The sequence below is a fragment of the Mesobacillus maritimus genome, from assembly GCF_019749255.1.
In the GTDB taxonomy this organism is placed as follows: Bacteria; Bacillota; Bacilli; order Bacillales; family Cytobacillaceae; genus Mesobacillus_B; species Mesobacillus_B maritimus_A.
This window is the reverse complement of the sequence record NZ_JACWFH010000043.1, coordinates 1-18,416: the sequence shown is the minus strand read 5'-3', so window position 1 is coordinate 18,416 and position 18,416 is coordinate 1. Positions and strand designations below refer to the sequence as shown.

The window sequence follows — 18,416 nt, the reverse complement described above, 5'->3', positions numbered from 1 at the left end:
CTAGGGGGAGAAAAAATGGAAACAAATAAGGTTTTAGATGCAAAAGGATTAGCTTGTCCTATGCCCATTGTAAAAACGAAGAAGGCAATGAATGAAATCGAAAGTGGTCAGATTTTAGAAATCCATGCAACAGATAAGGGTGCAAAGAATGACCTTACTGCATGGGCAAAATCGGGTGGTCACGAAATCATAAAACACGAAGAAGAGAACGATATTTTGAAGTTTTGGATTAAAAAAGGGTAAAAAAACGGGAACCAGATGAGGTTCCCTTTTCTTAAGGAAGGAGACAGTCTAATGGATATTGGATTTATCGTGACCATATTTTTCATTGGTTTTATCGGTTCTTATCTATCAGGAATGTTAGGAATCGGTGGGTCCATTATTAAATATCCGATGCTATTATATATTCCACCTTTATTTGGTCTAGCAGCGTTCAGTGCCCATGAAGTTTCTGGAATCAGCGCAGTTCAAGTATTTTTTGCGACAATTGGTGGTGTTTGGGCCTATCGCAAAGGTGGTTATTTAAATAAAACGCTAATAGTGTATATGGGAGCAAGCATATTAGTGGGGAGTTTTATCGGCGGTTATGGTTCTAGATTGATGTCAGAGGGTGGGATAAATTTAGTTTATGGAATTTTAGCTTTGATTGCCGCAATCATGATGTTTATTCCTAAAAAAGGAATCGATGAGATTCCTCTTGAGCAGGTGAACTTTAATAAATGGGTCGCAGCTTCACTTGCATTCATTGTTGGGATTGGCTCCGGTATTGTAGGTGCAGCGGGCGCATTCTTATTAGTACCCATCATGCTTGTAGTATTAAAAATTCCAACTCGAATGACCATTGCCTCATCATTAGCGATCACGTTTATTTCTTCAATCGGTGCAACTGTCGGGAAGATCACAACCGGACAAGTAGCATTTTTACCTTCACTGATTATGATCATCGCAAGTTTACTTGCTTCACCACTAGGAGCAATGGCAGGAAAGAAGATGAATACGAAGATTCTCCAAGTTGTATTAGCAAGCTTAATTTTAGCTACAGCTATTAAAATTTGGATCGATATTTTATAAGTTTATAAGGCTAGTAAAAAGGAAAAATACGTAGCCGGTGGGGATTTGTTACGTTTAATATTCATAACAAAGGGCGCTTGGAGCTTCGTTCCAAGCGTCTTTTTAATATCTTAGGAGTTAAACAATTGTTTTAGTAACGGTACTATAAAGCTCAGCTACAAGTTCGTAGTTTTGCATTTTAATAAAATATATTGCATTAATATACACTCGGTGCTATTCTATTTTTATAGATTTATAGATTTATAGAACGTTCAGGAGGATTGAATACATATGGGGATGAATAAGGTAAAAACAGCTGTAGTAGCTGGAGTCTTTACAGCATCAGCATTTTTAACGGTAGGATCTGCTAGTGCCGCACCGAAAAAGTTTGCAGGGGATTTGGCGTATGATCATGTCGTACATTTAACGGAAGAAATTGGACCAAGGGTTGCTGGTTCAAAAAATGAAACAATAGCACGTCAATACATTTTGAATGAATTAGAAAAATTGGATTTGGAAGTTAAGGAGCAAAAATTTAATTATACACGACGTGGTGTAACAAGTTCTTCAGCTAATGCCATCGGAGTGAAAGATAACCCGAAAACAAATAAGCAAATTATCGTTGGAGCTCATTATGACTCTGTAAGTGCTGGAAAAGGCGCCGATGATAATGCCTCTAGTGTTGGTGTTATTCTTGAAACAGCGAAGGCTTTGGATAAGCGTAACCTTCCATATGATATTAAATATGTATTTTTTGGCGCAGAAGAGGAAGGGTTACAAGGCTCGAATTATTATGCGAATAATATGACCGATGAAGAAATTGAGAACACAATCGGAATGATCAATCTCGATAGCCTGCTTGCCGGAGACAATATTTATGTATATGGCGGCGCTGGGGAAGATGGCTGGATTCGTGATTTGGCCTTAAAAATTGCTGATCAGCGGAAAATTCCACTTCAAACGAACCCAGGGATAAATCCTAAATACCCTAAAGGAACTACTGGAGATTGGAGTGACCATGCTCCTTTTAAGGGAAAAGGAATTACGATCGCCTACCTTGAAGCTACAAACTGGGAACTTGGTGATCAAGACGGCTATACCCAAACCGAGAAACATGGGGGCATTTGGCACACAAAAAATGATAACCTCGAATTCTTGGAAAAAGAGTTCCCAGGTAGAACAAAAGAACATTTAAATCAGTTCACCAACATCTTGACACAACTGTTAACAGATATTAAGAAAGAATTATAAGTAGAAAAACCAACCTAAGTATAGGAGCGTTCGTTATTAAGAGGTTGAAAGGAAGCAGTCCAATTAGTATCCAATTGGGCTGCTTGTTTTGTGTGGTTCTCCAAATATATGAGTAGTCCGTGACTAAAAGAATCTTGCACGTTGTGGAAGAAAAAAGTTGTAAATGAATAAAAAAACTCACGAAAGAGTTCATATTACAGCCAGTAAAAGTTCATTTTTCTTAGAAAGTCATTGTGCATAATTTCCAGCTAACCTATATATACTATCCCTACATTGGGCTATAGCCAAGTGGTAAGGCACCGGACTTTGACTCCGTCATTCGCAGGTTCAAATCCTGCTAGCCCAGTATACAGATAAAACAATAATGCTGAACGATGTATTTGTTCAGCCTTTTTTATGCTCGGAATCTGGAGGTTTTCATGGGAATTGATACACAGGATATCCAAACGAAGTTTTACCAAACCTTAACAAAAAAAGCGGATAACCACTTTTTCTCGTATATAGACCATATTGCGCAAAATCTAGCTTATCTCTGTTTATCGGCAGAGGAAGAAGGGATTCCATTTCAGGTGATAAAATGGGATACATTAGGTGCGTTTATTTCTGCTCACCAGGGGAGGGCTTCTGATGATTTACGGGTCATCCTGCAGATGTCTTCAAGTGTGGAACAATTTTTCAATGAGGCGACTCATTCTTGGCTCGTGATGGAAGTGAAAGAAACGATTGCTGAGCTCATCGGATCGAATTGGCAGGAGCTTTATCGTTGGATCAATGAAAAGACTGAGCTGATTGAGGGGGATATACGAAAGTCCTTTAGAGAAGACCCGATTCTCTTTACTTTTGAGCTATTCGAGCATGATGAAATCCACCATATGGTTCATGAAGAGTTAACCGACCTTTTATTGAGTGAAGTTGCCCCGATGAATTTTTTATTTTTATATAAAAAAGGGGTGCGACTTTATGGCAAAAGATAATATTTTGAAAGTGGCGTCCATCATGATGGATGCTTTTTGTTTTGTGTTAGATTGTTATAGGAAAAGAGGAAGTCAGTTTATGCAATCCACTAGATTCATTCGAAAAAGCATAATTAAAATAAAACGAAAATATACTCAGATATTACAGGGCTTTTTTATAGAAACGTGAAGGTTCTTACCCTGCTAGTGTAGAAGCCTTTATGGAGGCGGGAGAACCCTAAAAGCAGAAATGGAAGCAAAGAACCGTCCGCTTGCTTCCTTGGAGGAGTGAAAATTTGTAGGAGGGGTTGTAGCTATGGCGAGGAACCGTCAGTTTGATGCAATGAAAAGCAACTGGGATCTTTTAGCGATGGGTGACTTTTATGAAAAGCTAGCAGCAAAATTAGATTTTACCAATGCCGCTGATTTACAGTACGTTAAGGATAAGGTTCTTGAAGTTGTTGGGGTAGAAAATGCAGAAAAGGTGAGCGACGCTGTTTTACCAGCGATCCTCGTGACGGCTTATTATTATAAAACTGGCAGAGAGACCATCCTCTTAAGCAAGCATGAAAGTAAAAAGATTCTTTGTATGACCGAAGAATATGTCGATGTAAAGGAATTAGCATCAACGAAAGGCTGTGTGTATTTAAAAATAGCGGATGGCTTGCTAACGGCGACAGATCGATCAGGTAAAATACTAGAAGTAGAGGGCATCTATTTATTAAACACGAAATCAGATTGGCAGAATGCTTTGCTCGTCTATTCTGTTGTCAGGGACCATAACAAATATGGATTTCATTATTTATCGTTTCCATACGGCGATGAGGGAAATTTGTATGATTACTACAAAGAATTTTCTGACGCGATTGGCCTTGAAGATAACGCCTTCCAATCTCGGGAAATATTAGGATTTGCCCTGAATGCCATTCAATATTTAAAAGCAAAGGGTTCCATCTAATAAGACATTTTTTTAAACGTAAACATAACCATGAGGGAATGGAACTTCATATATTAAGGATCAGAGGAGAAGAGGACTGACAAACGTGCAGTCCTTTTCTCCTTTAATTTGGAATAGAGGTAACTACACAATATAAAAATAAGAATGTAAAGGAAATGATTGCTGAAAAGGTGAATCCAAACTTCAAAATAAGTTGATATGGAAAAATATTGATTCCCTCCACGAAATCTAGGTAGTTGTTTGTCATGATTCAGTAGGTTTTTACTATTAATAATGTTAAAATGGAGGACGTGATGATACTCCATTGTTTGGCATGTGTTGTTTAGGATAGAACAGGAACATTATTTCTGAACTTTTTTCGGTTGTTTTTGTTTACCTTATTGTTGATTAATGGAATAGGATAGACGTTATTATTTTTACAGAAATACATATTGTGTGGAGGAAGACATAGTGAATTTTCAACTAAACACTGATTTTAAAATGTTTGCCTTGAATTCGAATCCGAAGCTCGCTGCAGAAATGGCCAAGCTTATGGGATGTGAGCTAGGAAAATCTTCTGTTTCTCAGTTCAGCGATGGCGAGATTCAGATTCATATTGAAGAAAGCGTGCGAGGAACAGAGGTCTTTATCATTCAATCGACCTCTTCGCCAGTTAATGAGAATATTTTGGAACTTCTCATCATGATTGATGCCTTGAAGAGAGCTTCTGCTGGAAGAATCAATGTCGTGATCCCTTATTATGGGTATGGTAGACAAGATCGTAAAGCACGTTCACGCGAACCGATCACTGCCAAATTAGTTGCCGACCTTTTAGAAGTTGCTGGTGCCAATCGAGTTGTGACGATGGACCTTCATACTGCGTCCATACAAGGATTCTTTGAAATCCCTGTTGAACATCTTATTGGTGTTCCAATCTTGGCACAGTACTTTATGGACAAACAATTAGAAGACCCTGTAGTGGTTGCGCCACATAGTGGAAGTATCGGAAGAGCAAGGAAGTTGGCAAACCTTTTGGATGCACCGCTTGCGCTAATTGATCGTAGGAAAAATACCGAAAACAACGAGATCACGGTCGATGTTCTTGGGAATGTAGTCGGAAAGAATGCCATCATCATTGACGATTTAATTGATACAGGTGAAACAATCACTCTAGCTGCGAAAGCGGTGGCTGCTAATGGAGCAAAAGCTATTTATGCTGGCTGCACACACGGAGTCTTCACAGGAGACGCCATCTATAAAATTGAAGCGTCGCCGATTAAAGAATTAGTGGTGACGAATACCATCCAGTTACCTAAGGAAAAAGAGAGCCGAAAAGTAACCACGATCTCCGTTGCACCACTATTAGTAGAAGCGATTGACCGTATTCACAACGAAAAAGCGGTTAGCCCATTATTTGAATAAGGTATTTGTCATTCATTAAATCCGTTGTTCCTGACCAAATCGTTTATCGATTTGGTCTTTTTTTGGTACCCAAATACGTTGATTCAACTTTGAGAGAAGGACAAAAAAGCTATTCTTTATAAAACGGAATATTCTACCTTCATGCTTTTTATGTGTTACTATAGGAATATACGTTCGGGTTTTGGGAGGGAGATAATGGTAAGATGTTAAAGAATAAAGAAGACGTAATCAAGCTAATCAAAAGCGATGATAACATGATGGAGATTATAAAGGTTGCCAGTACATTGCATTTACCTGATTGGTGGATATGTGCAGGATTTGTACGGTCAAAAATTTGGGACACATTGCACGGGTTTAGTGAGAGAACAGAGGCCGCAGATGTTGATGTTATCTATTTTGATACCACAAACATTGATGAAGGTTTTGAAAAGGAATTAGAGAATAAGTTGAAAGACATCATGCCTACTGTCCCTTGGTCTGTTAAAAATGAAGCAAGGATGCACGTCATTAATCATCTTCCTCCTTATGCTTCTTCGGAAGATGGTATTTCAAAGTTCCCAGAAACTGCAACGGCTCTTGGAGTCAAGCTAGACAAGGATCAAAATTTAGTTCTAACTGCTCCTTGTGGAGTAGAGGATGTCATTCATTTAGAACTGAAACCAACTCCCCATTTTATCGAATCAGAAGAACTGGCTGCCATTTACGAGGAGCGGATGATAAAAAAGAATTGGAAGGCGATTTGGCCGAAACTTAAAGTCCACCATATAAAAAACAACTGATTAGGAACAAGCCGTTTCATTTAATAAAATGAGATGGCTTTAATTATACCTCACAGTGATAGTGTCAGAATTCTCGTAAGCACTGAGCAACAAGAAGCGAAGCCAATAATGCTACTAGCCATTAGTCTCCATCCATTGAATCGTGCAATTCAATTTTATTAGGTCTTTTTTTAACTTATTAGAAGAATCATATTGATGTTGGAACAATAATACTGTATATTACATAGTATAAAACATATACTGTACGACACACAGTCTATATAGAAAAGAGGTGGATGTATGAGTTCTTTGTTGAATTCATTAACGACAGAGCTTAGGAGGGGAACATTAACGCTCGCGGTATTAAGTCAATTGCGCAAACCGCAGTATGGTTACTCACTCGTTCAACTGTTAGAGCAGGCAGGCATTCATATTGATCAAAGCACACTATATCCATTGCTCCGCCGTTTAGAAAAACAGGAGTTAGTGACAAGTAGCTGGGATACATCTGAGAGTCGACCGCGAAAGTACTATGTATTAAGTGATTTTGGGGTAGAAACATTTTTACAGTTAAAAAAGGAATGGATGGAAAATTCCAATCAACTGTTAGCGTTATTAAAAGGGGATGAAGAGGATGAGGATGGATTTAATTGAAACTTATATTCAAGAAGTCACGCGCCGGCTTCCTGAGAAAAACCGTGAAGATATTGCCCTTGAATTGAGGTCTACCATTGAGGATATGTTACCCGATGATTATCAAGAGGAGGATGTAAAAGCGGCTTTAGAGCAACTTGGGAATCCAGCTAAATTGGCCTACGGGTACATGGACCGACCGATGCATCTAATTGGTCCACGTTATTTTGATATCTATGTTTCGTTACTGAAAATGATTTTACCGATTGCTGTTACGATTTCACTGATCGCGACCATTGCTACATTTATTACTGGATACGATGGAGAAGAAGCCGTCATGAACATCGTATTTGAGATAATCGGTTTTGGAATTTCAAGCATCATTGAAGTGGGAATTCAAACATTCTTCTGGCTGACCATTGTGTTTGCAATACTCGAACGGGTGGATCATTCAAAAGGAGCCGAACCGATAACACAAGGGTTGCAAAAATGGTCAGCAGATGATTTGAAAAATATCACGTATGTCCCTAAGAAAAGAGCCATCACAAAGGTGGAAGTCTTCGGTGGGCTATTTTGGACGGCCATTTGGGGAACTGTATATTTTTACGCAGATCACCTATTTGGAGTCTATGAAGGGGGAAGCTCAGAACTAAACTTTGTTACCCCCGCAGTTAACCAGGATGTATTGCTCCAATACTGGCCATTCATTCTTGCCATCATCGCTTTAGAAGTTGGCTTATCTATCTATAAACTAATTAAAAAGCAATGGACGAAAGGGTTGGCCATCTACAACACTGTTCTACAGGTAATCGTTTCCGTGGTTTTTGTATGGATCGTAACCAATCCAAATCTATTTAAAAATGAATTTACGGTTTATATGACCAATCTATTTTCCATAACAGAAGTGCAATTGGAAACATGGATCATTGCCGGTAGCATAATAATCTTCATTGTTTCAGCAGTTATTAGTATCATCGATGGAATCCGAAAGGCAAGAGCGAGTTAAATCTTATTGTAAGTCTCTTTTCTTAACCAGTTTCAAAAAAGAATCTAATCATGCGAAAGGAACTTGCAAACTAGTTCTTTGTTCTTACGCTAAATATGCTTCTGGATTTAGCAACATTCTTTTATCGAAACAGACATCAATAAAAAACGAGCATATCCCGAACTAGGGATCGTGCTCGTTTTTTTGTTCTACAACGACCAGGAGTATATCCATTTACACCTTATACTAATCCTTTACCTTTTTGGTTAACGTGATGAAATAGGACAACTTTTGTAATAACTCATTATATTCATCGGTAGCTTTAGTTTGTTTAGCTGCTTGGCCTAGAGTTCTCCAGATGCTTTCAATAATCAGGATACGAGGTTTTTCCATCTTTAATTCGGCTATCAGGAATTCAAACAGTTCAGTCTCTTCCATTGTTCTTTCTTGTTGGAGTAGTTTTTTTAGCAGATTCACTACCTGCTCCGTTAATTGTTGCACTGTTTCTAACTCATCTTCCTCATCAAAGGGAATCAAATGAATAGGAAATAAAACATCCTTCTTCTGGTACTGTTCGCGAATGATCGGTTTTAATTGCCTTAATGCGAATTGAACCGCCTTCTTATCTGGGAAATCTAGAGACGCCATTTTTCCAACTTGCAAAGTATGTTGTAAGATTCCGAGAAAGATAACCGCTTGATCAAGTGCGATTTCCTTTATTTCTCCCCCATAAATGTCGATCAGACGTCTCGAAACCCAATGGACTTCACTCATATGCATGTTCACCATAAAGGTCCCTAACTCCCGATCTGTCATGAACGAAGTCGTTAAAAATAGGGCCAGGATATTATACTCTTTGTCTGTAGCGAGTCTTATCGAAATTTGGTCAGCAAACACTTCCTCATCATCGATTCTATTTCCAATCAAAAGTTCATTCCGTTTTTGGTCACTCTCTTGTTTAACAAGTTCAAGAATGGCAATAAGGCATTCGTTTTTGGATTTAAAATACTTATAGAAAGTTCCTTTAGCGATTTTTGCCTCATCTAAAATGTCCTGAATCGAGGTTTGACCAAAGCCTTTTTCAAGAAAAAGCTTGTGTGCTACATCAATAATTTGTTTCTGTTTTTTGTTCATATTTCCTCCAACTAGAACGTCTGTCTACCTTTATTTTAAAGTGAAAAAGCTTTCAAATCAAATGAAGTTAAAAAAAGAAATAAATTCATTGCATTTTTTAGACCATGAGTATATTATTGAAAAGGTATTTTATGCTTATATAGAAAGTAGGAATGATATAGATGGTAGAAACACATCAAAATAAACCCCCATATGGCATGATTGCCATCCTGTTTATTGGTGCTTTTGTAGCAATTCTTAATGAAACTTTATTAAATGTTGCATTGCCTTCGATTATGAATGAATTTGAAGTCAGTGCTACATCTGTCCAATGGTTAACAAATGGGTACATGCTCATTAATGGGATATTAATTCCAGCAAGTGCCTTTTTTATTCAACGATTCAAAAATAAAAGCCTATTTATAACCGCGATGACTTTATTTACAATCGGAACGTTACTAGCAAGCCTCGCACCGATATTTGAGGTTCTTTTGGTGGCTCGCTTAATTCAAGCAGCTGGCTCTGCTGTGATGATGCCGTTGTTAATGAATGTCATGTTAACCGCTTTTCCTATTGAAAAAAGAGGTTCAGCAATGGGAATCTTCGGTTTAGTTATGGTTGTGGCACCAGCACTAGGACCAACATTATCTGGTTGGATTGTGGAACATTATGGCTGGAGAATGCTCTTTAACATTGTTTTACCACTTTCGGTTTTGACCTTGGTTCTCGCTTTCTTCAAGTTGAAAAATGTCACACCGCAACGTGATATCAAACTAGATTTCTTATCTCTCGTATTATCAAGTTTCGCTTTTGGCGGACTTCTTTACGGATTTAGTTCTGCAGGAGAAAAGGGTTGGGACAGTCCTGTAGTATACGGAACAATCATTGTCGGAGCGGTTTCATTGGTTGTGTTGATCTTAAGACAACTACGCATGGATGACCCGATGCTTGAGTTTCGTATTTTTAAATATCCGATGTTTGCTTTATCATCTGCGATCTCAATTGTTATTTCAATCGCGATGTTTTCAGGGATGATTCTGATTCCAATCTATATCCAAACAATACGCGGGATTTCCCCGTTTGAATCTGGATTGCTTATGCTTCCAGGTGCGCTTGTAATGGGATTGATGTCTCCAATTACAGGTAAACTTTTTGACAAATACGGAGCAAGGGTAATGGCCATCATTGGCTTAGTGATTGTTGTTGTAACAAACTATTACTTCACCCAGCTTGATATGGACACAACCTATGCATCGATTATGATTTTATTCTCGATTAGAAGTTTTGGGATGTCGATGACGATGATGCCTGTAATGACAAATGGATTAAATCAATTGCCGATGAAAGATAACCCACATGGGACCGCGCTTAATAATACATTGCAACAAGTATCTGGGGCGATTGGCTCAGCGTTATTGATTACAGTGATGAATAATCGTACGCAGTCAAAAGCTGAGGAATTAGCTGCAGATGCAATGGCGAATGTTGAACCAGCTACTGCTGCTGGACTCTCCGAACAAGCCATGGCCGAGATGCAAACACAAATTATGAATCAGGCAATGTTGAATGGAATCAATTTCTCCTTCCTCGTCTCTACCTTTATTATCGTCATCGCATTGGTGCTTGCTTTCTTCATCAAACGAGTGGTACCTGCGAAAGAAACAGTGGAAGTTAAGGCAGAAACCGTTTAACATATATTAAAAGGGCAATCTGAATTTATCAGGTTGCCCTTTTTTATATCATTCTGTATTCTCTTCGATAGCTGCTACCGCTTCCAGTTCGACCAATTGGTTTTTATATCCTAACACCGTTACCCCAGACAAGGTGCTAGGTACATCATGCTCACCAAATTCTTCTCGAATGGCTTCCCACGCCGTAACTAAATCATCTTGAGAAGTAGATGCTACTAAAACCCTTGTATAGACAACATCTTCCAATGAGGCATTACATTCCTTCAGAGCCACTTTTAAATTCTCTATACAAAGTTTTGCTTGAAGCCTGTAATCACCGATATGAGGTACGATTCCTTCTGTAGTAAGAGGGCAAGAACCAGCTAAGAAAAGGAGATTCATCCCCGCAGGCACTTTACTTGCATATGCATAATCAACACTAGCTAAGTTTTTAGAATAAATAAGAGATATTTTCTTTTTCATTTTGGTCTCCTCTTGAAATTTATTGGAGTCTACACTTCACCTTAGGTTCATCATGAAGTTACTATGATCATTATACTAATGTTCGTTCTTTGATAGGGATCTGAGTTATAAAAATATCGGAAAAATAAAAAAACCCCCATAACGGGGGAGTATCTTACCAACTCGCCTTTTTGATTCCAGGAAGTTGCCCTTTATAAGCAAGTTCACGGAAACAAATACGGCAAAGCTTAAATTTTCGTAAAACGGAATGCGGACGACCACATCGCTCACAACGTGTATACTCTTGAACCTTATATTTCTGTGAACGTTTTTGTTTGGCGATAAGACTTTTCTTAGCCATTGTATTGCCTCCCTATTTAAAATATCAATGCTTTTTGGATAGGGGAGTTAAACTATTATATTGAAATTTGAACCAATTGTACATAGGTGTTTATTGGGAAAAGGGAGAAAGGCAATGAGTAATTGAATTGTCTTTTAGGCAACATAATAGTTGAGACTCAAGTCTTTTGCCTAATTGGATGACTGTAAAAGAGAATAGAAAAAAGCTGGAGGTTGCTATGCCTGAATTTGTATTAATCGCTGGTCGAGCAGTAATCGCGTTTTTAGCGTTATTTGTTCTAGCGCGAATTTTGGGGAAAAAGCAAATTTCGCAACTTACTTTCTTTGACTATGTGGTTGGGATTGTCATTGGGGATATGGCGTCCACGATGGCGATTGATACGTCAATGAAAATGGTGAATGGCTTTACTGGATTAATCGTATTTACCTTGTTATCACTGATTATTGCCTACGGAGCCATTAAGTCATTTAAGTTTAGAGATTTAGTTGAAAGTAGCCCAAGCATCCTTATTAAAAATGGAAAAGTTATGGAAAAGAGTCTGTTTAAGCATAAAATGACCTACGATGATTTATTGAATGGGTTAAGAGAAAAAGATGCTTTTAAGCTCTCTGAAGTTGAAATGGCAATATTAGAAACCAATGGACAGATAAGTGTCCTGAAAAAACCAGAATACCAATCCCTTACTCCTAAGGATCTCGGCTTAAGTGTAGAAGAGGATCATGCGCCTTCGCTCATTATCATTGACGGAACCCTTTTAAAGAAACGGTTAAACTACCTTGGCTATACGGAAGAATGGCTTCGAGATGAAATGAAGAAACAAGGTGCGAACAACGTGAAAGATGTCTTTATGGCACAAATTGATTCAAGTGGAAATGTATATGTGGATTTATTTAATGATCAGGATAAAGTTCAACAAGATAAGGAAAAGCCGAATCTCGCAACTAAATTAAGAAGGGTACAAGCAGATCTTGAGTGGATGGCGATGCAAACGAAAGATACCATTGCAAAGCAAATGTACTTTAACCAATCAATCGAATTAGAAGGTGTAATAAAAAAGATCAACCCATATCTTCAGGAATAAAAGTCTAAAACAGGATATATGTCAATGAATTAAAGCCTCCCTCCAAGAAAGACCTCACACCCCTATTTCTAAGGGGTAAGAGTCATTCCTCGGGAGGTTTGTTATATTAAAAAGTCTGTTTTGGTAAAGTTTGTTGGGAAAACCCTAAAGTCGATTTTAGTGTATAAACACTAGTTAAAGATAGTGGATTTTCAATAATGCAACAAGATCGGAGAAAAGATCATAAAAAAACGCCAAATCAATGGCGTTATATAAAGCTTATTCTCGATTATGTTTTCCTCTATTTTCATTGTTTTCTTCATCTGTTAGGTTATTAATCGCGTTAGTGGTGGCATCCACCGCACTCATTGCTGCATTTTCAGTTGTTTCTAGTGCACTGTGAATGGTGTGGAAAGCAGCTCCAGCAGTATTTTTAATTCCCTGAGAAATACTTTCATTGTCTTTTTGGTTGTTTTTCTTTTGATTATTAGACAAAATCTTCACCTCCTAAACATAGATAGCATGTGCGATTCTTGATGTTTTATTCGATGTAGATGCTCAAACAAATGGAATGGTACATACAAATTATTATCCAAACAACTATTTTCTATTAAGGAGAAACGTGGGATTTTTGGGAGTGAATTTTGGTTTCTCGCTGATAGTGGTTTTTTCGGTATTAGGCTGAATTAGATGATGGTTTCAAGGTAAACTATTTTCCGTAAGACCTTTTGTACAATTCTAAGGGGGTTGATGGAATGCATACCACACAGCATGGAATCCAACAAATTAGTCAAGCACGCCAAATTGCCCAACAACTCATCCAACAAACACAACAAGGAAATCAACAATATCGGATGATGTTACAACAAGAACAACAAAACATTCAAATGTTAGAACAAATCCTTCAGCGTGAAAAACAAGCTGTACGCTCAATCGAACAGAGTTTGCAAAATCACCATTTAGCAATACAACGTTGCCAAGAAGTCGTGAATGTTTGCAACCAAATGCAACAAGAGTTAACCAGCAACGTCGGTTCTTTTGGCCATCAGGGAAACCAGCCTTTCATGAATCAGAGTCAAGGGCAGTTCCAACCTCAATCCCATTTTACAAGTCAAACGTTCCATCAATAATGGAAGTTCCTTTAGTTTACGCATTTTTTAGATACACAAGGAGGTGTTTAAACGATGGCTAAGAAAGGAATTCGAAATGGTAGCGTTGAGCAAGTAAATAAAGACCATGAAACCGAAACGGCTTTTAAAGCAGATCGTACGAAAAATCGTCAAGAGAAGAATCGAAACTAGAAGTGATAAGGAGCCTTATGGCTCCTTTATTTGTGGTGAGTTAACATCTTTTTAGCGTAAAACTGCTTGTTGTCAAACAGTTCTATGACCGAGGTGAGTTTATTTTTATCACGGATAATGTTGAAGAAAATGGTCGATACTGAAAGTGTTTGTAAGACTAATGACCAGAAAGGGGTTTTATTATGCCAGCAGGAGCTTCTGAAACAAGTACGCTAAAATTAGGCGATCAAGCACCTGATTTTACCTTAGAAGCCCACGGTAATCGCAAGGTTTCATTAAGTGAATACCGCGGTAGCAAGAATGTTTTTTTATGTTTTTATCCCTTAGATTGGACTCCAGTCTGAGGCGCGCAAATGCCTTCTTACGAGGATGATCTTCCTCGTTTTGAAGACTTCGATACCCAGGTCTTGGGTATCAGCGTTGATAGTGCTCACAGTCACGATGCATGGGCGAAATCCATTGGTGGAATATCCTATCCGCTTTGCTCTGATTTTTACCCGCATGGGGAAGTATCTGAAAAATACGGTGTACTAAGGAAAAATCCAGATGAACCAGCCTATGGAGCATCGGAACGTGCGCTTTTCCTTATTGATAAGGAAGGGATTATCCGATACATTGATGTTCATCCACTAGGTGAGCAACCAGATAATGAAGAATTATTCGATGTGTTACGAAAACTTTAACTCATAATCAAAAATACTGAAAGTAAGAGGGAGGTTGTGTATGGAACTATCAAGAAAAGCAATCCCATATACACCTGTTACACGACCATTGCATGAAACCACCATCATGATTGTTTCAACATCGGGTGTACATCTTAAAGATCAAGAACCGTACAATACCGACCCAGCAGAAGGGGATGCGACCTTCCGTATTATCCCAGGCGATGTGGATGCAAAAGACTTAACGGTGACACATGCGGCACCAAAGGACCATTATAATACCGATTATCCGAAAGAAGACATCAATTGTGTGTTTCCGATTGATCGGTTACGAGAAATGGTTGATGACGGTGACCTTGGTGGGGTAGCTGAAAAGCATGTAACCATGATGGGTTATTCCATGAGGTTAAATAAAATCAACAAAGAAACAATTCCAGCTTTAGTTAAAGAGGTTGTTCGCTCCAAGGCTGACGCCGTCCTCTTAACAGCTGGCTGACCACTTTGTCATCGCACTGTAGTTACAGTGCAGCGTGGAATTGAAGCACAAGGAATCCCGACGACTTTGATTACGCTTGATGTTGAGCAATCAAGTCTAATGAGACCGCCTCGTGCCATCCATCCAGTCGGTTTTGAATTTGGCCATTCCTTAGGAAAGCCACATGACAAACAAACACAAATGAAAGTTCTGTACGCCGCTCTTGAGGAATTAACCAAAAGGCAAGAGCCAGGAAACATTCACGATTCAAACTTTCCTAGCTATTAAATGGAAGGGACGAGCGTTTTCGCTTTGTCCCTTTTTGGTTGTTTTCCTATTTATGAATCCACGTAATAACTCCTAGAAAAGAGCGTCTTTTGGTCTTATTTATGAGTATCTCATCATTTTCAAGAATCAATTTGTATGTATGGTGAAAATGAAGAGGTAAGGTGAAATTACATAGATTAAAAGTATCGAAGGAATCTATCTCCTAAAACGACATGATGTTTATAATAACCACGAACATCTCCTCCAAAAAAAGTATAAACACTAATATTGTCTTAATTTATACTATTTTTCGAATAGAAAAAGGGTGTTTTTCCTAACTATAATAGAGGTAGGTTGGACATAAAGGAGGAAGTAAAGTGACATTTCAATATCACGTAGCAAAACATGGTTCAGATTCTGCACAAGGAACAGAACAAAATCCATTCCTAACCATCAATAAAGCCGCTTCTGTTGCTGTAGCAGGAGATACGATTATTGTCCATGAGGGAGTATACCGCGAATGGGTCAAACCAAAGAATGCAGGGTTAAGTGAATATAGAAGAATAACCTATCAAGCTGCCGAAGGTGAGAAGGTTGTAATAAAAGGTTCCGAACGAATTCAAGAATGGGAGCAAGTGGAAGGAACTGTTTGGAAAGTTCAAATACCAAATGAGTTCTTCGGTGAGTATAACCCATACATAGAAGAAATTTTTGGGGATTGGGTTGTGTATAACCCGGGAAGACATCTAGGAGATGTTTATCTTAATGGCATGTCCTTTTATGAGGCTGAGAATCTAGAACAATTACAAAACCCAGAAGTAAAAACAGAAGTACTAGACCACTGGACAGAAACGATTGTTCCGGTCAAAAATCAAGAGCAAACGAAATATTTGTGGTTTGCTGAAGTGGATGGAAAGCATACAACTATTTATGCAAATTTTCATGAATCGAATCCAAATGAGGAATTTGTTGAAATCAATGTGCGTAAAGCTTGTTTTTACCCAGAACAAACTGGCATCAATTATATTACCGTTAAAGGGTTTGAGATGTGCCAAGCGGCCACCCCTTGGACTCCGCCAACAGCTGACCAACCTGGATTAATCGGCCCTCATTGGAGTAAAGGTTGGATTATTGAGGATAATATTATCCATGACTCTAAATGTAGTGCGATTAGTATTGGGAAAGAGGCTTCAACAGGTGATAATTATCGTACCAAAAGAAAAGATAAGCCAGGCTACCAATATCAGTTAGAATCCGTTTTTCTAGCTAAACAAGCTGGTTGGAGTAAGGAAAAAATAGGTTCCCATATTATTAGAAACAATACCATCTATGATTGTGGTCAAAATGGTGTGGTCGGTCATCTAGGTTGTGTGTTTAGCGAGATTCATAATAATCATATTTATAATATCGGCATTAAGCGCGAGTTCTATGGACATGAGATTGGTGGAATCAAGTTACACGCTGCGATTGATGTACAAATACACAACAACCGAATCCATGACTGCTCACTAGGGACATGGTTAGATTGGCAAACTCAGGGAACAAGAGTCAGCAGAAATCTATATTACCGAAATAGTCGTGATTTATTTGTGGAAGTGAGCAGTGGTCCTTATCTTGTGGATCACAATATTTTAACGGCAGACTACGCTCTAGATAATCATGCGCAAGGTGGAGCGTATGTGAATAATTTAATTCGTGGCAAAATGGAACATCGGAAAATGCTCGATCGTGCAACCCCATATCATTTCCCGCATAGTACGGAGGTTGCTGGTTTTGCAGTTACGTATGGTGGTGACGACCGCTTCATTAATAATATTTTCGTAGGTGATGAGGGCTTAGAAAAGGTTGGGACGTCTCATTTTAATGGATATACCACATCACTCGAAGAATACATTGCAACCGTAAATGAGGGTGGGGGCGACCACCATGAATTTAATAAAGTAGAGCAGCCGGTTTATATTAATCATAACGCCTACCTAAATGGTTCAGAAGCATTTGAAAGAGAGAATGCGAAGCTTGAATCAACTAAGTTTAATCCGAATTTGGAGATTGTAGAAGAAGGAAATGAAGTTTATCTTTCTATTGAGCTCCCTGAAGATATTGAAACATTCCTAGGAGAGGTTCAATCTACGAATACCTTGGAAAGAGTGCGAATTGTAGATGCAGAGTTTGTAAATCCCGATGGAAGTGAAGTTATTCTAAATACCGACCTTCTTGGTAACCAAAGGGAAGAAAAGAGTGTAATCGGACCAATCGCAAATTTAAAAGCAGGAAAAAACTATCTTAAGATTTGGGGATAACAGGTTCTTATCTAGAGAAGGCGATGCTTACTAAAGCATCGCTTTTCTGGCATTTGTATTTGGATTGTTTACTAAATAAATAAAATTTAATTGTACAGATTTAGTAGGGAGGCTTGCAAATAGATGCTAATTGTTTGTTTTGGTATGGTGCTGACTCATACAATTTGTAATAAATTTCTATTGATGAATCAATAGGATTAATGGTATTCTAATATAGCTGTTTCGGACAGCTGCTCATTACAAACACTTTATTAATAAAAGTATTGACGAATGAGTTAATGTGTTTTATAGTAAGTATCCGCTGTTTAAAACAGCAACCACTCATTGGAATAAGTTATCTTGAAATAATATTTTACTTGATTTATTGAGTTGGCTATGATATATTAATAAACGTCACTTCTGAGTGACCGTGAAAACATTGTTCTTTGAAAACTAAACAAACAAGCGTCAACAAACAATAAATTATCATGTTTCTTCTATTAATATAGAAATACATGAGCCAACGTTTTATTTTATGAGCTAATCACTCTACATTTTATTGGAGAGTTTGATCCTGGCTCAGGACGAACGCTGGCGGCGTGCCTAATACATGCAAGTCGAGCGAATCTGAGGGAGCTTGCTCCCAAAGATTAGCGGCGGACGGGTGAGTAACACGTGGGCAACCTGCCTGTAAGACTGGGATAACTCCGGGAAACCGGGGCTAATACCGGATAATTCATTTCCTCTCATGAGGGAATGCTGAAAGACGGCATCTCG

At 38.4% G+C, this 18,416-nt stretch carries 21 protein-coding genes, 1 tRNA gene and 1 rRNA gene; 19 read left to right on the top strand and 4 right to left on the bottom strand.

What is annotated here, in order from left to right; translation table 11 throughout:
• Window positions 1–15: 15 nt before the first annotated feature.
• The 10 genes from H0185_RS23400 (at window position 16) to H0185_RS23355 (ending at window position 8,010) form a co-directional block, all read left to right on the top strand.
• Window positions 16–243 carry a sulfurtransferase TusA family protein gene (locus H0185_RS23400; protein ID WP_221875985.1) on the top strand — a complete coding sequence of 76 codons (228 nt, stop codon included), beginning with the start codon at window positions 16–18 and terminating at the stop codon, window positions 241–243.
• 51 nt (window positions 244–294) lie between these two features.
• Window positions 295–1,071, top strand: a complete 777-nt coding sequence (locus H0185_RS23395) for a sulfite exporter TauE/SafE family protein (RefSeq protein WP_221875983.1) — start codon at window positions 295–297, stop codon at window positions 1,069–1,071.
• A 270-nt stretch (window positions 1,072–1,341) separates the two neighbouring features.
• Entirely contained in the window at window positions 1,342–2,301 is a 960-nt protein-coding gene (locus tag H0185_RS23390) for a M20/M25/M40 family metallo-hydrolase (protein WP_221875982.1), read from the top strand.
• 274 nt (window positions 2,302–2,575) lie between these two features.
• Window positions 2,576–2,647, top strand: a tRNA-Gln gene (locus tag H0185_RS23385).
• A gap of 73 nt (window positions 2,648–2,720) precedes the next feature.
• Complete coding sequence (locus H0185_RS23380) at window positions 2,721–3,275, top strand: hypothetical protein (RefSeq protein WP_221875981.1); 555 nt, start codon at window positions 2,721–2,723, stop codon at window positions 3,273–3,275.
• A 295-nt stretch (window positions 3,276–3,570) separates the two neighbouring features.
• Window positions 3,571–4,212 (top strand): hypothetical protein, encoded by a 642-nt coding sequence (locus tag H0185_RS23375; protein ID WP_221875980.1) that lies wholly within the window; start codon window positions 3,571–3,573, stop codon window positions 4,210–4,212.
• Window positions 4,213–4,662: 450 nt separating this feature from the next.
• Complete coding sequence (locus H0185_RS23370) at window positions 4,663–5,613, top strand: ribose-phosphate diphosphokinase (protein ID WP_343223211.1); 951 nt, start codon at window positions 4,663–4,665, stop codon at window positions 5,611–5,613.
• Window positions 5,614–5,816: 203 nt separating this feature from the next.
• A complete protein-coding gene (locus H0185_RS23365; protein WP_221875978.1) occupies window positions 5,817–6,392 on the top strand; it encodes a nucleotidyltransferase family protein in 576 nt (191 codons plus the stop codon).
• Window positions 6,393–6,671: 279 nt separating this feature from the next.
• The gene (locus H0185_RS23360) at window positions 6,672–7,025 is read left to right on the top strand and encodes a PadR family transcriptional regulator (protein ID WP_221875977.1); all 354 of its coding nucleotides are present in this window, start codon (window positions 6,672–6,674) and stop codon (window positions 7,023–7,025) included.
• A complete protein-coding gene (locus H0185_RS23355; RefSeq protein ID WP_221876021.1) occupies window positions 7,012–8,010 on the top strand; it encodes an HAAS signaling domain-containing protein in 999 nt (332 codons plus the stop codon). Before H0185_RS23360 ends, H0185_RS23355 begins: the two co-directional genes overlap by 14 nt.
• Window positions 8,011–8,235: 225 nt before the next feature.
• On the opposite strand, the gene H0185_RS23350 is transcribed toward H0185_RS23355, so the two are convergent.
• Window positions 8,236–9,123, bottom strand: coding sequence for a TetR/AcrR family transcriptional regulator (locus H0185_RS23350; protein ID WP_221875976.1), 888 nt, complete (start codon window positions 9,121–9,123; stop codon window positions 8,236–8,238).
• Between the two features lie 161 nt (window positions 9,124–9,284).
• Between H0185_RS23350 and H0185_RS23345 the strand changes: the two genes are divergently transcribed.
• Entirely contained in the window at window positions 9,285–10,793 is a 1,509-nt protein-coding gene (locus H0185_RS23345; RefSeq protein ID WP_221875975.1) for a DHA2 family efflux MFS transporter permease subunit, read from the top strand.
• Between the two features lie 48 nt (window positions 10,794–10,841).
• Here the strand turns inward: H0185_RS23345 and H0185_RS23340 are convergent, their stop codons facing one another.
• Both H0185_RS23340 and H0185_RS23335 read right to left on the bottom strand, forming a co-directional pair.
• Window positions 10,842–11,255 (bottom strand): RidA family protein, encoded by a 414-nt coding sequence (locus H0185_RS23340; protein ID WP_221875974.1) that lies wholly within the window; start codon window positions 11,253–11,255, stop codon window positions 10,842–10,844.
• A gap of 154 nt (window positions 11,256–11,409) precedes the next feature.
• On the bottom strand, window positions 11,410–11,595 hold the full coding sequence (locus tag H0185_RS23335) for a type Z 30S ribosomal protein S14 (RefSeq protein WP_221875972.1): 186 nt from the start codon (window positions 11,593–11,595) through the stop codon (window positions 11,410–11,412).
• 217 nt (window positions 11,596–11,812) lie between these two features.
• Here H0185_RS23335 and H0185_RS23330 point away from each other — a divergent pair, with 217 nt between their 5' ends.
• A complete protein-coding gene (locus tag H0185_RS23330) occupies window positions 11,813–12,676 on the top strand; it encodes a DUF421 domain-containing protein (RefSeq protein ID WP_221875969.1) in 864 nt (287 codons plus the stop codon).
• Between the two features lie 258 nt (window positions 12,677–12,934).
• On the opposite strand, the gene H0185_RS23325 is transcribed toward H0185_RS23330, so the two are convergent.
• The gene (locus H0185_RS23325; RefSeq protein WP_221875968.1) at window positions 12,935–13,150 is read right to left on the bottom strand and encodes a hypothetical protein; all 216 of its coding nucleotides are present in this window, start codon (window positions 13,148–13,150) and stop codon (window positions 12,935–12,937) included.
• A gap of 260 nt (window positions 13,151–13,410) precedes the next feature.
• Here H0185_RS23325 and H0185_RS23320 point away from each other — a divergent pair, with 260 nt between their 5' ends.
• The 7 genes from H0185_RS23320 to H0185_RS23285 form a co-directional block, all read left to right on the top strand.
• Window positions 13,411–13,785 (top strand): hypothetical protein, encoded by a 375-nt coding sequence (locus H0185_RS23320; RefSeq protein ID WP_343223210.1) that lies wholly within the window; start codon window positions 13,411–13,413, stop codon window positions 13,783–13,785.
• Between the two features lie 54 nt (window positions 13,786–13,839).
• Complete coding sequence (locus H0185_RS23315) at window positions 13,840–13,956, top strand: biofilm-forming protein (protein ID WP_221875966.1); 117 nt, start codon at window positions 13,840–13,842, stop codon at window positions 13,954–13,956.
• 182 nt (window positions 13,957–14,138) lie between these two features.
• Entirely contained in the window at window positions 14,139–14,639 is a 501-nt protein-coding gene (locus H0185_RS23305) for a redoxin domain-containing protein (RefSeq protein ID WP_246629395.1), read from the top strand.
• A 40-nt stretch (window positions 14,640–14,679) separates the two neighbouring features.
• Window positions 14,680–15,114 carry a glycine/sarcosine/betaine reductase selenoprotein B family protein gene (locus H0185_RS23300; RefSeq protein ID WP_221875962.1) on the top strand — a complete coding sequence of 145 codons (435 nt, stop codon included), beginning with the start codon at window positions 14,680–14,682 and terminating at the stop codon, window positions 15,112–15,114.
• Window positions 15,115–15,141: 27 nt separating this feature from the next.
• The gene (locus tag H0185_RS23295; RefSeq protein ID WP_221875961.1) at window positions 15,142–15,381 is read left to right on the top strand and encodes a hypothetical protein; all 240 of its coding nucleotides are present in this window, start codon (window positions 15,142–15,144) and stop codon (window positions 15,379–15,381) included.
• Between the two features lie 356 nt (window positions 15,382–15,737).
• On the top strand, window positions 15,738–17,660 hold the full coding sequence (locus tag H0185_RS23290; RefSeq protein ID WP_221875960.1) for a right-handed parallel beta-helix repeat-containing protein: 1,923 nt from the start codon (window positions 15,738–15,740) through the stop codon (window positions 17,658–17,660).
• 535 nt (window positions 17,661–18,195) lie between these two features.
• A 16S ribosomal RNA gene (locus H0185_RS23285) occupies window positions 18,196–18,416 on the top strand; the annotation flags it as partial.

What these genes read in the sequence shown, in the direction of transcription:
- H0185_RS23355 (WP_221876021.1), top strand. Translation starts at nt 7,012, where the DNA reads ATGGATTTAATTGAAACTTATATTCAAGAAGTCACGCGCCGGCTTCCT.
- H0185_RS23320 (WP_343223210.1), top strand. Translation starts at nt 13,411, where the DNA reads ATGCATACCACACAGCATGGAATCCAACAAATTAGTCAAGCACGCCAA.
- H0185_RS23400 (WP_221875985.1), top strand. Translation starts at nt 16, where the DNA reads ATGGAAACAAATAAGGTTTTAGATGCAAAAGGATTAGCTTGTCCTATG.
- H0185_RS23345 (WP_221875975.1), top strand. Translation starts at nt 9,285, where the DNA reads ATGGTAGAAACACATCAAAATAAACCCCCATATGGCATGATTGCCATC.
- H0185_RS23375 (WP_221875980.1), top strand. Translation starts at nt 3,571, where the DNA reads ATGGCGAGGAACCGTCAGTTTGATGCAATGAAAAGCAACTGGGATCTT.
- H0185_RS23360 (WP_221875977.1), top strand. Translation starts at nt 6,672, where the DNA reads ATGAGTTCTTTGTTGAATTCATTAACGACAGAGCTTAGGAGGGGAACA.
- H0185_RS23340 (WP_221875974.1), bottom strand. Translation starts at nt 11,255, where the DNA reads ATGAAAAAGAAAATATCTCTTATTTATTCTAAAAACTTAGCTAGTGTT.
- H0185_RS23390 (WP_221875982.1), top strand. Translation starts at nt 1,342, where the DNA reads ATGGGGATGAATAAGGTAAAAACAGCTGTAGTAGCTGGAGTCTTTACA.
- H0185_RS23335 (WP_221875972.1), bottom strand. Translation starts at nt 11,595, where the DNA reads ATGGCTAAGAAAAGTCTTATCGCCAAACAAAAACGTTCACAGAAATAT.
- H0185_RS23380 (WP_221875981.1), top strand. Translation starts at nt 2,721, where the DNA reads ATGGGAATTGATACACAGGATATCCAAACGAAGTTTTACCAAACCTTA.
- H0185_RS23300 (WP_221875962.1), top strand. Translation starts at nt 14,680, where the DNA reads ATGGAACTATCAAGAAAAGCAATCCCATATACACCTGTTACACGACCA.
- H0185_RS23350 (WP_221875976.1), bottom strand. Translation starts at nt 9,123, where the DNA reads ATGAACAAAAAACAGAAACAAATTATTGATGTAGCACACAAGCTTTTT.
- H0185_RS23365 (WP_221875978.1), top strand. Translation starts at nt 5,817, where the DNA reads ATGTTAAAGAATAAAGAAGACGTAATCAAGCTAATCAAAAGCGATGAT.
- H0185_RS23315 (WP_221875966.1), top strand. Translation starts at nt 13,840, where the DNA reads ATGGCTAAGAAAGGAATTCGAAATGGTAGCGTTGAGCAAGTAAATAAA.
- H0185_RS23330 (WP_221875969.1), top strand. Translation starts at nt 11,813, where the DNA reads ATGCCTGAATTTGTATTAATCGCTGGTCGAGCAGTAATCGCGTTTTTA.
- H0185_RS23395 (WP_221875983.1), top strand. Translation starts at nt 295, where the DNA reads ATGGATATTGGATTTATCGTGACCATATTTTTCATTGGTTTTATCGGT.